General features: G+C 52.9%; 10 protein-coding genes. 6 read left to right on the forward strand and 4 right to left on the reverse strand.

What is annotated here, in order from left to right; genetic code table 11:
• Nucleotides 1-19 precede the first annotated feature (19 nt).
• The 4 genes from OQ371_RS15055 (at nt 20) to OQ371_RS15070 (ending at nt 6,437) form a co-directional block, all read left to right on the forward strand.
• Nucleotides 20-2,374 (forward strand): beta-N-acetylhexosaminidase, encoded by a 2,355-nt coding sequence (locus OQ371_RS15055; protein WP_265988897.1) that lies wholly within the window; start codon nt 20-22, stop codon nt 2,372-2,374.
• Between the two features lie 244 nt (nt 2,375-2,618).
• Nucleotides 2,619-4,079 carry an APC family permease gene (locus OQ371_RS15060; protein ID WP_265988898.1) on the forward strand — a complete coding sequence of 487 codons (1,461 nt, stop codon included), beginning with the start codon at nt 2,619-2,621 and terminating at the stop codon, nt 4,077-4,079.
• Between the two features lie 139 nt (nt 4,080-4,218).
• Complete coding sequence (locus tag OQ371_RS15065; protein ID WP_265988899.1) at nt 4,219-5,001, forward strand: LytR/AlgR family response regulator transcription factor; 783 nt, start codon at nt 4,219-4,221, stop codon at nt 4,999-5,001.
• Nucleotides 5,002-5,099: 98 nt separating this feature from the next.
• Entirely contained in the window at nt 5,100-6,437 is a 1,338-nt protein-coding gene (locus OQ371_RS15070; protein WP_265988901.1) for a M23 family metallopeptidase, read from the forward strand.
• 75 nt (nt 6,438-6,512) lie between these two features.
• On the opposite strand, the gene OQ371_RS15075 is transcribed toward OQ371_RS15070, so the two are convergent.
• The 4 genes from OQ371_RS15075 to atpA form a co-directional block, all read right to left on the reverse strand.
• Complete coding sequence (locus OQ371_RS15075) at nt 6,513-7,088, reverse strand: DUF4136 domain-containing protein (RefSeq protein ID WP_265988903.1); 576 nt, start codon at nt 7,086-7,088, stop codon at nt 6,513-6,515.
• A 300-nt stretch (nt 7,089-7,388) separates the two neighbouring features.
• Nucleotides 7,389-7,931 (reverse strand): YceI family protein, encoded by a 543-nt coding sequence (locus tag OQ371_RS15080; RefSeq protein ID WP_265988905.1) that lies wholly within the window; start codon nt 7,929-7,931, stop codon nt 7,389-7,391.
• A 237-nt stretch (nt 7,932-8,168) separates the two neighbouring features.
• Entirely contained in the window at nt 8,169-9,056 is an 888-nt protein-coding gene (gene atpG / locus OQ371_RS15085) for an ATP synthase F1 subunit gamma (protein ID WP_265988906.1), read from the reverse strand.
• Between the two features lie 113 nt (nt 9,057-9,169).
• Nucleotides 9,170-10,747 (reverse strand): F0F1 ATP synthase subunit alpha, encoded by a 1,578-nt coding sequence (gene atpA / locus OQ371_RS15090; RefSeq protein WP_265988908.1) that lies wholly within the window; start codon nt 10,745-10,747, stop codon nt 9,170-9,172.
• A 441-nt stretch (nt 10,748-11,188) separates the two neighbouring features.
• On the opposite strand from atpA, the gene bamJ reads away from it, so the two are divergent.
• On the forward strand, nt 11,189-11,941 hold the full coding sequence (gene bamJ / locus OQ371_RS15095; RefSeq protein ID WP_265988910.1) for a BamJ family beta-barrel-assembly machinery protein: 753 nt from the start codon (nt 11,189-11,191) through the stop codon (nt 11,939-11,941).
• Between the two features lie 191 nt (nt 11,942-12,132).
• Complete coding sequence (locus tag OQ371_RS15100; protein WP_265988911.1) at nt 12,133-14,211, forward strand: carboxy terminal-processing peptidase; 2,079 nt, start codon at nt 12,133-12,135, stop codon at nt 14,209-14,211.
• Nucleotides 14,212-14,231: the final 20 nt, after the last annotated feature.

Consider the following 14,231-nt stretch of genomic DNA (forward strand, 5'->3'; position numbering starts at 1 on the left):
AACTCAGCAGGTTACCATTATGTTTGGAAAAGGTTTTTTGTGGTTGAGTGTTCTGCTGTCTTTTACCGGTCTGGCGCGGTCGGAAAACCGGTATCCAATTATTCCCAAACCGGCCCGCATCGAAGCCCGCGAAGGCCGTTTTATCCTGAGCAGCACCACCGTCGTCCGGGTTCCGGCCGGTAATGCCGAACTGCGAACGGTGGCCGAACAGTTTGCCCGGCAGGTCCGCACCGCCAGTGGTTTGGCGCTCCAGATCCAGTCTACTAACGAATCCGTTTCTCCCGAACGTATGCTGGAGCTAAAGCCCGTCGGCGACCCCGGTTTGGGGGCGGAGGGCTACCGGATGGACATTCGTCCCCAAACCATAACGATTGAAGCCGTTCAGCCAGCCGGTTTTTATTACGCGATTCAATCGCTGTACCAGCTCCTGCCGCCCCAGATTTTGAGTGCCAGTCGGGTGGCTGCGCCCACCGACTGGTTTGTTCCGGCGGGCTGGATTGAAGACAAGCCGCGTTACCAATACCGGGGGCTGCATCTCGACGTGGCCCGGCATTTCTTCCCGGTTTCTTTTCTCAAAAAATACATTGACCTGCTGGCGCTGCACAAGTTCAACACCTTCCACTGGCACCTGACCGACGACCAGGGATGGCGCATCGAAATCAAAAAATACCCTAAACTCACCCAGGTGGGCAGCCAGCGCCGGGAAACCCTGATCGGGCACTACTACGAAGCCGATCCGCAGGAGTTTGACGGGCAGCCGTATGGCGGGTTTTACACGCAGGACGAGGTGCGGGAGGTGGTGCGGTATGCCCAATCCAAACACGTTACGGTAATTCCGGAAATCGAAATGCCGGGTCACGCGCTGGCGGCCCTGGCGGCCTATCCGGAGTACGGCTGTTCAAACGGACCTTACGAAACCGCGACCAAGTGGGGCATCTTCAGCGATATTTTCTGTCCCTATGAGAAAACGTTCAATTTTCTGGAGGACATTCTGACCGAAGTGATGGCGCTGTTTCACGGCCCTTACATCCACATTGGGGGCGACGAATGCCCGAAAGCAGCCTGGAAAAAAAGCCCGTATTGCCAGCAGTTGATCAAAAAACTGAAGCTGAAAAACGAAAATCAGTTACAAAGCTATTTTACCGCCCGCATCGACCGGTTTATTACCTCGAAAGGCCGCAAAATGATTGGCTGGGATGAAATTATGGACGGCAGCGCTCCGCCGATTCAGGTGTCACCGAGTGCCACGGTAATGAGCTGGCGGGGCGTTGAAGGCGGTATTCGGGCGGCCCGGCTAGGGCACGATGTGATTATGACGCCCGAAAACTTTGTTTACCTGGACCATTACCAGGGCAACCGGGCGCAGGAGCCGCTGGCTTTCGGGCGATTGACACCGCTGGGGGAAACGTATTCCTACGATCCCAGCCCGGCGAGTTTGCCCGCCAGTGTTCAAAAACACATGATCGGCGTTCAGGCAAGTGTCTGGACGGAGTACCTGAAAACACCCGGACAGGTCGAATACATGGTCTGGCCCCGGGCAGCTGCGGTGGCCGAGCTAGCCTGGACGCCCGTTGAACAAAAAAGTTGGCCGGATTTTACCCAACGCCTGCCGGACTTGTTTCGTCGGCTTGACTACCTTCAGACGGCTTATTCCCGGACCTATTACGCTGTCCGGGTCGAACCTGTGCCGCAGCCGGATGGAAGTTTACGGGTTGCGTTATTGACCAACGAAAAACCTGCCGAGATTCGTTATTCGACCGACGGCTCGGAGCCCGGTAGCCAATCCACCCGGTATGAGCAGCCGGTGCCACTAACCCGGTCTGCGATTGTCAAAGCCGTTGCGGTCAAAAACGGTCAGGTCATTGGGGAGGTGCAGCGGTGGAGCTTCGTGGTTTCCAAGGCAACGGGCAAAACCATCCGGCTGGCAACGCCGACGAGCCGGCCCCGCAACGCCGACCCCGCCATCCTGACCGACGGTCAATACGGAACCACGGTGGGGTATTTGCAGGAAATGCAGGGCGTTGCCGGGGTGAAAACCGCTGATCTGAACGCCACCATTGACCTGCTGGAGCCCCAATCCGTCCAGACCGTAACAATCGGACTGGTGAAGGCAACGGCTGGCAACATCTTGCTGCCCAGAACGGTGGAGGTGGCGGTTTCGGCCGACGGCCAAACCTTTCACACGCTTAAAACCGTACCGATGAACCCGACCGAACGGGGTAAGCAGGCCATCGTTCGCCAGACGATCAGCTTTGAGCCGGTACGCAGTCGGTACGTGCGGATCATCGCCCGAAATGTGGGCAAAGTGCCCGCCGGAATGCCCAAAGCCGGACAGGATGCCTGGGTCGTAGCCGATGAAATTACGATCGAGTAAATCGGGAATGGTTTAACCGGCTTGAGTTGAAGCGGGCGTTGGTCTGCCAACAAGGTTTTAGTAAAAGGTGGCCTTTTTTCCATAACCCGGGTATTTTTTGAAGTGTTGAAAGCCGTTTCTTGGCAGATAAGCGGAACCGTGGTCCGGAACCAAACACCCCAAACTTGTTTTTGGGGGCGGTTTTACGGAAGCGAAGATTTTTTCTTTATCTTCCGCTTTCATCTGCTCACGATTTAACCCGCTCATGGCTGATTCAACCGACCTGTTAACCGACGAAAAAACCGAACTCAAACGCTCCCTGGGCTTTCTGGACGCAACCCTGCTGGTGTCGGGGTCCATGATTGGCTCCGGGATTTTTATTGTCAGCGCCGACATGTCCCGCAATGTGGGGTCGGCGGGTTGGTTACTGCTGCTCTGGTTGCTGACGGGGGTTATCACCGTAACGGCGGCCCTGAGTTACGGCGAGCTGGCGGGCATGATGCCCAAGGCGGGCGGGCAGTTTGTGTACATTCAGCGGGCGTACAATTCGTTGCTGGGATTTGTCTACGGCTGGACAGTATTCGCGGTTATTCAGACGGGAACGATTGCCGCCGTGGCGGTGGCTTTTACGAAGTTCACGGCGGTTTTTGTGCCGGCCCTGAATCCGGAAAACGTTCTGTTTAGCGTTGGTACGTTTCCCATCAAGGCATCGTCGCTGTTTGCCATCGGAAGTATTGTCCTGCTGACCTGGATTAATAGCCAGGGAATCCGGAGCGGGAAGCTGATTCAAAACGTGTTTACGTCGGCCAAACTGCTGGCGCTGTTGGGGTTAATCGTAGTCGGCATCGGGGTCGGTTCAGATACCGGAACGCTCTCGGCCAACTTTCAGAATGCCTGGGCCGCTACCCAGACAGCGACCGACGGTACGGTTTTGCCGATCAGCGGGATGGCCCTGCTGCTGGCGCTGGGTGTATCAATGATCGGTTCACTTTTCTCGGCCGATTCGTGGAATAACGTAACGTTCATTGCCGGAGAAATCCGGGATCCGCGCCGGAACATTCCGCTGAGCCTGTTTACCGGCACGTTGCTGGTGACTACCATTTACGCCCTGGCCAACATCGCTTACCTGTCGTTGCTGCCTTTGCAGGGATCACCCACGGCACCTGATGTATTGGGCCGCGGAATTCAGTTTGCCGAATACGACCGCGTAGCGACGGCGGCTGTTTCACTCATTTTTGGCGATGTGGCCGTTGCCATTATGGCGGCCCTGATCATGGTGTCGACGTTTGGCTGCAACAACGGTTTAATTCTGTCAGGAGCCCGGCTTTACTACGCGATGGCCAAAGACGGTCTGTTTTTGAAAACGGCTTCTCACCTGAACAAAAATGCGGTTCCGGGCAAGGCGCTCTGGCTGCAATGCCTCTGGGCGTCGGTTCTGTGCTTATCGGGCAAATACGGCGATCTGCTGGACTACTGTACGTTTGCGTCCCTGGTGTTTTACATCGTGACCATCGGCGGGATTTTCCGGCTCCGGCGCAAGGAACCGAACGCCGAACGGCCGTACAAAGCCTTCGGGTACCCGGTGATTCCGGCGCTTTACATCCTTGCCGGGGTGACGATCTGCCTGATTTTGCTAAAAGAAAAAACGTTCAACACCGGCATGGGCCTGTTGATTGCCGGATTGGGCGTTCCGATCTATTTCATGACGTCGCGGGCCCGTAAGTAGGGAAGAACCGGCACCCCGTTTGCAGTTCCTGCGCTACTTTGCGCAATACACGCGCCGGAAAAAGCAGTTCGGGCATTGTTTTCTTCGGAAAGTTGAGAAAATAAAATTACTTGCTAGCATTTGCTGAAACGATATTCCAATGAATGTATTGATAGTTGAAGACGAAGACCTGGCCGTACGGAAGCTGCGAAAACTGGTGCAGGAAGTGGACTCTTCCCTCCAGATCGCGGGCGTGTCGGCTAGTATAGAAGATACGGTGAACTGGTTGAAAAGCAATCCGGCGCCTGATCTGATTTTCATGGATATTGAACTGGCCGACGGGCAGAGTTTTGAAATCTTTGAGCAGATTGAAGTCAATAGCACCGTCATTTTTACCACCTCCTACGACGAATACGCCCTGCAGGCTTTCAAGGTCAATAGCATCGATTATTTGCTTAAACCCATTCAAAAGGATGACTTACAGCGGAGCCTGAAAAAATTCCGGGATTTGCAGCAGCGCCGGGCCGAAGTCAATGAGCAGCCCAATCAAACGATCAACCTCGATAAACTACTCCGCGAACTGCAACTGCAGCAGCCGAAGGAATACCGCCGACGGTTTCTGGTCCGGCTGGGGCAACGCCTTTTGTCGGTCGAGGTGCAAGACATCGCGTTCTTTTTCACCGACGAACGGTTTAGTTTTTTCAAAACCTGGAACAACCAGAAATACCTGATCGATTACACGCTCGACGAACTGGAAGAAGCGCTGGACCCGTCGATGTTTTTCCGCATCAACCGGGGCGTCATCGTAACCCACAACACGGTGGAGCAGATTCAGCCTTACTTCGGAAACCGGCTGTCGCTGACGCTTAAACCCGTTTTCGAAAAAGAAGCCATTGTGAGTCGCGAGAAAGTGAGCGACTTTAAGATCTGGATGGGAAAATAAAACAGTACCTCATCATTTCGCGGGAAACCTGAGAGTCCATCCGTTACCAAAACCTTGCGGCTTAGGTAGTCGTTTAGTAACCAAACGACTACTTGCCAATGAACCGCATATTCATCAACCGACTCCTCTTTTTTCTACTGCCGGGATTGCTGAGCGCCTGTACGAGCGTCGGGCCAACCAAGTTATTCCGGTCTGCTTCCCCGCACGATCAGTACGCCAAGTCGCTCCGGGATGCCCGGCTGGAACGCACGGCCCTGGGCATCGACTGGCTGAATACCGCCGACCGTGCCCTGAAAGATTCCGTCGTCATCAGTGTACCCTACCGGGAAAGCGGGTACTTTGCGGCCAACCGGCCTTTCGCGCTCGGCTACCGCCTGAACGGGCAGCGGGGCGATAAATTTATCGTCAAAGTGGATGTCGAAGGCCAGGAACCCGTGCAGCTTTTCATCGACATTTTTGAGCTGAATGAAGACAACCGCAACCCCGACCGACTGACTTCGGCCAAAGCCGACACCAACCAACTGACGTTTGAAGTGCTTCGAACCCGAACGCATCTGGTTCGGATTCAGCCCGAACTGCTACGCAGTGGCCGGTACACCCTTTCCATCACCCGTGAACCCATCCTGGGCTTCCCGGTGCAGGGTCGCGACAGCCGCCAGATTAGCAGTTACTTCGGAGCCTCGCGCGATGCGGGGCGTCGGCGTCACGAGGGAATTGACATTTTTGCGCCCCGGGGGACGCCCGCTCTGGCTGCCTCCGACGGGTATATTTCCGGGGTGGGGACCAATAATCTGGGCGGAAACGTGGTTTACCTGTCCGATTCCCGGCGGAACCAGACGCTTTATTACGCCCACCTGGATTCCCAGGCCGTTCAGCAGGGGCAGCAGGTGACCGTGGGCGATACCGTGGGGTTTATCGGGAATACCGGCAACGCCCGGACTACGGCTCCACACCTGCATTTTGGCATTTACTCGTTTAATTCGGGTGCCCTCGATCCCTTGCCCTTTGTTCGGCGCGGAACTGGTCCGGCCCGGCAAACGCTGGTTGCAACCGAAACCCTGGGCGACTCGGTCCGGATTTCGGCTACCCGGGCGGTGATTCGACAGTCGCCCAACGGCGATGCACCGATTCTGCGGACCTTACCACGATCTTCGGCGTTTGCGGTTATGGGCGGAACGGCCACCTGGCTGCGGGTTGAGTTGCCGGACGGCACCACGGGCTATGTGTCGAGTGGGGTCGTTGAACCCGCCCGCCGGCCGCTGCGCCGGGCACCGTTGCCCATCGGTATGGATTTGCTGGAAGCGGCCCGGACCAAGGCCGCTGTGATCGAGACTTTGTCGGCCGGAACCGTGGTGGAAGTGCTGGGGGTTTTTGGCTCGTATCAGCTGGTGCGCCAGGCGACCGGACTGACCGGCTGGCTTTTGCAGACCCCTTAGAATCAAAAAGCCGTCCGCTTCGTTGGAAGCGGACGGCTTTGATCAAATCCGGTTCAAGCGTTAGCTTGGACTTGCTTATTTTTCTTTCACCGAGCTGTAGTCAGAACCGGCGCTTTCAGGAAGTTGCTTCATGATGCTGTCGACCGTAGTCCGGTAAGCAACATCACGGTTGCGATCTTTCTTGCTTTGATTCAGCTGACCCGTTGCCCAGCCCTGCCAGATGATATCATTCGTGCGGGCATCGTATACATTGATCACCACCCGGTTTTCCTCATATTGGCGCGTATAGACGTTATTATAACCGGGGTTATACCACATCCAGTACGGTGACCAGGTGTTGTTTGATTGTACTTGCTGACGATCTTTGGAATCCGAGAAGAAACGAATCACCAGATCAGCTTCGCCCCCTACGACGGGTTTGTAGCCTTTCGCCTGCATTGATTTCTCGATGGCATCCGCAATCCGGCGTTGGTTCAGGTTGCTACCCGCAATCGGGTCAGCGTTACGACGTTGGTCGGCTTCAACCCGGAAGGTGCTAAACTGCCGAACGTTTACTTTCGGGTCATAGTCATGTTTAACATTGATGGACGGTGCACAACTTGCTAACAGACCCAACATGAAAAGACTGGCAATTATGCTCTTGATATTCATAGGTTATTTGATGTTGAAAGTGGACTGGGTTATTATCGTATGCGTTCGAAAATTGAGCGAACTACTTGTTAACGCTGGATATTTTCTTATTAGTATTTGCTCAATTAAATAACTAATTTCCTACCAAGTTAGTTCGCTTTACTTTGGAAGTTGTTGAGTACTTGTTTTCTACTCGCCTGTGATTTAATGTGTTGAATGTAAGGTGTTTAACTTATGGTTTTTTCTTCATTTGAAGTCCATAAAAAACCACCAGCCTCGGGGAGACTGGTGGTTAAAATTTGTTAAAAAACGGGGAGCTTATTAGCGGGCTACCTGAACGTTCAGGAGCAGCTTCACATCATCGCTGACGACAACGCCACCAGCCTCGGTGACGGCATCCCAGGTTAAGCCAAATTCTTTCCGTTTGATGGTGCCGGACAGTTCAAAACCCGCTTTCGTGTTGCCGTAGAAGTCGCCCATCTGTCCACCGTACTCTGCTTTCAGAGTAACCGGCTTGGTGATGCCACGAATGGTCAGATCGCCTTTAATTTCGTATTCGTCATCACTGACTTTCTTTACGTCCGTTGATTGGAACGTCAGTTTCGGGTGGTTTTCCGCATCGAAGAAATCGGCCGACTTCAAGTGGCCATCCCGTTGCTCGTTGCCCGTCGTAATGCTGTCGATATCCGCCGAAAACGAAACGGACGCATTTGAGAAATCGTCGCCCGTGGTTTCAACTTTTCCTTCGAACGAGTTGAATTTGCCCGTTACATTAGACACCATCAGGTGACGGACTTTGAATTGAATTTCGGAGTGAGTAGGGTCTAAAGTCCAAACTGTGGTTTCCTGAGCAGTAGTTGCCATGACTGTATAGTTATTGTTGGTTAATAATGTAGTGACATTTAATGTTATTACATTTAATGCGTAAAAATCGTTTCAATATGACAAAAAAAATTGTGAAAAAAAGGATGTAATGGTAAAGCCGTTGCCGCCAATCAGAATCTTCTACCAGATTGGCGGTTCTGAGTCATGTTTAAAGGGGGCTAAAACAAAAAACCGTTACCTGTCGAGTAACGGTTTTCAGCCAATAACTAAAGTGAGTTATTTTTGTGCGAGTGCTTCCGCTCCGCCCACAATTTCAAGAATCTCTTTGGTAATAGCCGCTTGCCGCGTCCGGTTGTAGATCAGCTTTAATTCTTTCAGCAACTCACCGGCGTTTTCGGTGGCTTTATCCATCGCCGTCATCCGCGCGCCATGTTCCGATGCGTTGGATTCCAAAACGGCTTTATACAACTGGATTTTCAGCGTTTTCGGGATCAGTTCGGTGATGATTTCCTCTTCCGAAGGTTCAAAAATGTAGTTGACGTTGGAAGCTTTGGCGTCCGTATGCGTTGGCGCAGCAACGATGGGCAGAAACTGCTCCGACCGTATGATCTGCGTGGCCACGTTTTTGAACTCGTTATAAACGACTTCGACCTGATCGTACTGACCAGCCGTGAAGGCGTTCATGACTTCTTCGGCCGCCGACCGAACTTTGGCAAAGCTCAGCGACAGGAATGTATCGATGTAGTTGGTATTGACCTTGAAACCCCGGCGCTGGAACGCTTCCGCTCCTTTTTTACCGATCGCCATAATTTCAACATTTCCCCGGCGGGCCTGGGCGGCATACCGTTGGTTGATCAGCGCCATCGTTTCCTTGACAACGTTGGTGTTGAAGGCACCCGCCAAGCCGCGATCCGACGTGACGACGATCACCAGCACCCGCTCAACCGCACGAACCTGATTGTAAGGGCTCTCAGCCGCCAATTCGGCACCGGCGGAAACAGTGCTGAGCATTTCATTCAGTTTCTGAGCGTACGGACGCATCTGGATGATGTTGTCCTGCGCCCGGCGCAATTTTGCCGCAGCCACCATTTTCATGGCTTTCGTAATCTGCTGCGTTGAGACGATAGAAGTTATCCGGCTTCGTACTTCTTTTAATGAGGCCATGTGTTTGGTTATGGAGCGATGGATTTGGAAGTTGGGGAAGGAAGGATCTGACTTTCATTCCTGCGTTCCCCACTTCCAAATACCTTACCTCCTGAATTTCCAGATTCTAAACGTTATGCGTACCGACCGGCTAGTTCCGTGGCCACTTTCTTCACGACGGCAATGATGGAGTCATCCAGTTTACCGGCCCGAAGCTGATCGAGGGTAGCCTGGTGTTGCGTACTCATTTGCAGTGCAAAGTCGTTTTCAAATTCTTTCACCTTGTTAACCGGTACCTTATCGAGGAAACCGTTGGTTGACGCCAGGATGATGGCAACCTGCTGCTCTACCTGTACCGGCGAATACTGCGGTTGTTTCAGAATTTCCTGGTTCCGGCGGCCCCGCTCGATGGTCAGTTTCGTGGAAGCATCCAGGTCCGAACCGAACTTGGCGAAGGCTTCCAGCTCACGGAACTGGGCCTGATCCAGTTTCAGCGTACCGGCCACCTTCTTCATCGACTTGATCTGAGCGTTACCACCCACGCGCGATACCGAAATACCAACGTTGATGGCCGGACGGATACCGGAGTTGAAGAGGTTGGTTTCCAGGAAGATCTGGCCGTCGGTGATTGAAATAACGTTGGTTGGAATGTAAGCCGATACGTCACCCGCCTGGGTTTCGATGAGCGGCAGGGCCGTCAGGGAACCACCACCTTTTACCTTCCCTTGCAGCGAAGGCGGCAGGTCGTTCATTCTAGCCGCGATTTCATCATTGCCGATAATTTTAGCGGCCCGTTCCAGCAAACGGCTGTGCAGGTAGAATACGTCTCCCGGATAAGCCTCGCGGCCCGGCGGGCGACGCAGCAGCAGCGATACTTCGCGGTACGCCACGGCTTGCTTCGACAAATCGTCGTAAACAACCAGAGCCGGGCGACCCGTATCCCGGAAATACTCACCAATGGCGGCTCCCGTAAACGGTGCGTAGAATTGCATCGGCGAGGGATCCGCGGCTGGTGCTGCCACGATGACGGTGTAATCCATGGCACCGGCCCGGCGCAGCGTAGCCTCAACCTGTTTGATGGTCGATGCTTTCTGACCGCAGGCTACGTAGATACAGTAAACCGGCTGGCCTTTATCGTAAAATTCTTTCTGGTTAATGATCGTGTCAATCGCAACGGCGGTTTTACCCGTCTGGCGGTCGCCGATGATCAACTCGCGCTGACCCCGTCCGATGGGAATCATGGCGTCGATGGATTTAATACCCGTTTGCAGCGGTTCGGTCACCGGCTGGCGGAAGATTACGCCCGGCGCTTTCCGCTCCAGCGGCATCGCGAAGGTTTCCCCCGCGATCGGACCTAAACCGTCGATAGGCTGGCCCAATGTATTCACGACGCGACCCAGGATGCCTTCACCTACGTTGATGTAAGCAATCTGATTCGTGCGTTTTACCGTGTCGCCTTCTTTTATCTCGCTGTAGTCACCCAGCAATACCGTTCCGACGTTGTCTTCTTCGAGGTTAAGAGCCAGGGCCTGCAAACCGTTTTCAAACACCAGCAATTCACCAGCCTGTACTTTTGACAGTCCGTAAATGCGGGCTACTCCGTCACCGATTTGCAAGACCGTACCGACTTCCTCGAGTTCGGCGGTGGTTCTGGAGTTCGATAGCTGTTCCCGGAGAATGGCTGAAACCTCGTCGGGTCTAACTGATACCATATGAGTGGAAGAATCGTTTTATGATGGTTCTAAGAATTTGGGTGCAAAGTTACGCACTAAATTTCACTAAAACAGACGTTATCAAGGAAATTCCTCGCCGGAGTTTAGATTTTTCTAAGAATGGGGGCGATTCGTTTTGATTCCGTGAAATAGACGGCACTCAACCCGTGAATCATTTGTGACTCAAAAAAATAACAATATTTAATCGGGTCGCGTTGAGATACTGGCAATTGTTTTTTACTTTAGTGAGTTGTGAACCTTTCGTATCCGGCTGCCTGGGCGTCTGATTACGGATTGGCTGATCAGCTTGGCCGTCAACCCTTGCCCATCACCATTCATCAATAATTTGTTTTATAAAATCCCGCTATTGCCAAACTTTTGACCCGCAATTTTACGTTTTCAGCATAAGTACATTTTGAATACAACTTTTGTATCTTACACATGACGATTAAACAATGGACGTTAGCCGGTCTTTTTTCGGCTGTATTGGTAACGGGTCAGGCAGTGGCTCAAACGAAAAAACCGGCCGCCAAGCCCCAACCGAAAGCCCCGGCTGCCGCTTCCGCCGGAACTTCTGCTCCGATTAAACTCAACAATGCCATCGATTCCGTTAGCTATAGTATTGGCGTTAATGTTGGCCTGGGACTCAAACAACAAAATCTGGGGAACGCCAACCTGAAGGCCCTGACGAAAGCCCTGCAGGACGCGCTGCAATCCTCAAATACGCAGATTGCGCCCGAACAGGCAAACCGCATCATCGGGGAGTTTTTCCAGCGTGAACGGTCGGTCAAAGCCGAAGCCAACAAGAAAGTCGGAGAACAGTACCTCGCCGAAAATAAAAGCAAGCCCGGCATTATGACAACCGCCAGCGGCCTGCAGTATCAGATTTTAAAAGCCGGTACCGGCCCCAAACCCGCAGCGACCGATACCGTTAAAGCCCACTATACCGGCCGACTGATCGACGGAACGGTCTTCGACAGTTCGGTGGAACGCGGACAGCCGCTCGAAATTCCCGTCAACCAGGTGATTCAGGGCTGGAGCGAAGCGCTTCAGTTGATGCCGGTTGGCTCCAAGTGGAAGCTTTATATTCCGTCGACACTGGCGTACGGTTCGCAGGGCGCCGGTTCGCAGATCGGACCGAACTCCACGCTTGTTTTCGACATTGAATTGCTGGAAATTGTGAAGAAGCAATAAGGAAAAGCCGATGGTTAAAAAATGTTAAATGGGCATAACCGTGAATGGTTTGGCGGTTAAAAAGGTTACTTTATTAACACGCTCCCTGTTTCCGGCCATTGCATCATTTCAACCGGTAGACCCTAAAACCATTTAACCATCTGGCCGTAAAGAGTAAGAGTTGGTGCTACATTAATCATAGAAAGGGAAGTATGAGAAAGTACCTCATTACATTAGTACCGGTGCTGATGCTGAGCCTTCAGCCGGGTCCACATGCCGGGATGTCGGCCGTGCCGATGCCCCCTCCAAGTGCTGATGATTTAAAACCTTCGGTATCGCAGGAACACGTTGAACAGTTGGTTGCGCGTCTGCTGACAACGCATCACTACCGCAAGGTGAAACTCAACGACTCACTCTCATCCGTTGTTTTTGATAACTACCTGAAGGAACTGGATGGCAACAAAGCCTATTTTCTGGCATCCGATATCAGCTCGTTTGAAAAATACCGCAACAACATTGACGACCAGTTGATCAACGGTGAGCTGACTGCCGCCTACGACATTTACAATGTTTTCCGGAAACGGTATCAGGAGCGCAACAAATTTGTGCAGGATAACTTCGTAAAGCCGTTTGATTTTACGGTCGACGAAACATTCAACACCGATCGCGAAAAAGCCAGCTGGCCGAAAAGCATCGAAGAACAGAACGATCTGTGGCGCAAACTCCTGAAAAATCAGTCGCTGGAACTGAAACTGACCGGCAAGGCCGATACGTCGGTGGTCAACAGCATGAAGTCGCGGTATAAGAACCTCGACCGCTACATGAGCCGGATCAAAGCCGAAGACGTGTTTCAGATTTACATGAACTCGTTTGCTGAATCGCTCGACCCGCACACCAACTACATGTCGCCCCGCTCGGCTGACCGTTTCAACCAGGAGATGAGCGCATCGCTGGAAGGAATTGGTGCCCTGCTGCAGGAAGATGGCGATTACATCAAGATTTCGGACATTGTTCCCGGCGGGCCGGCTTTCAAAAGCAAACTGCTGACGAAAGGCGACAAGATTGTAGGGGTTGCCCAGGGCGAAGGCCACATGGTAAACATTGTGGGTTATCAGGTGGATGATGCCGTCAAGCTAATCAAAGGCCCTAAAGGCACCACCGTTCGTCTGCAAATCAAATCGATGGATGCTGTGGCTGGTGCCCCGCCGAAGGAGATTCGTCTGGTGCGCGAAAAAATCAAACTGGAAGAACAACGCGCCAAGAAAGAAGTCATTGAGATTTCTCAGAACAATAAAAAATACAAGCTCGGCGTCATCACGATTCCGGTGTTCTACCGCGATTTTGAAGGAGCCCGCAAGCGGGAGGAAGGTTTTGCCAGCACCACCGGCGACGTACAACGGTTCCTCAATGAGTTGAAAACCGAGAAGGTAGACGGTGTGGTGGTTGACTTGCGCGACAATGGCGGTGGGTCGCTGACAGAGGCCATCACGTTGACCGGCCTGTTTATCTCACGGGGACCCGTTGTGCAGGTGAAAGAAGCCACGGGAGACATCGAAGTTCAAACCGACCCCGATCCGTCGGTGCTGTACGATGGTCCGCTGGCCGTGTTGGTAAACCGCTTTAGTGCTTCGGCTTCGGAAATTTTCGCTGCTGCCATTCAGGACTACAAACGCGGTATTATCATCGGCAGCCAGACCTACGGTAAAGGTACGGTTCAGACGATGGTCGACCTGAATACCTGGCTGAAAGAGTCGGAGAAAGTGGGTCAGGTGAAAATGACGATCGCTAAATTCTACCGGATCAACGGTAGCAGCACCCAGCACAAAGGAGTTACACCGGACATCGAACTGCCGTCGGCTTTTACCGCGGAAGAATACGGGGAAAGCTCACAACCCAGCGCCTTACCCTGGGATCAGATTTCTTCGGCCCGGTACGATGTTACCCGAAACCTGGACGACAAGCTGATTACCAAACTTCGCGATCGGTACGAACAACGCTTGAAATCGGATGCGGAAATGAAGCAACTGATGGCTGACTTTGCGGAATTGAAACGGGCTAAAGAAAAAACCGTTGTATCGCTTCAGGAAGCCAAACGGAAGAAAGAACGCGATGAAGCTGAAAAACGCCGGAAGTCGATTACCGATGCGGCTGGCGAACCCACAGCGGCCAACGACTCTTCCATTCCGGCAAAAGATCCGAAGGAACCCAAGGCTCCGAAAAAGGATCTGTACCTGGATGAGTGTGGTAAAGTCCTGGCCGATTACATCGCCTTTATCAAAAATCCGCAGTAAGGATACTGCATACCGTTACA

This window comes from Larkinella insperata (assembly GCF_026248825.1).
In the GTDB taxonomy this organism is placed as follows: Bacteria; Bacteroidota; Bacteroidia; order Cytophagales; family Spirosomataceae; genus Larkinella; species Larkinella insperata.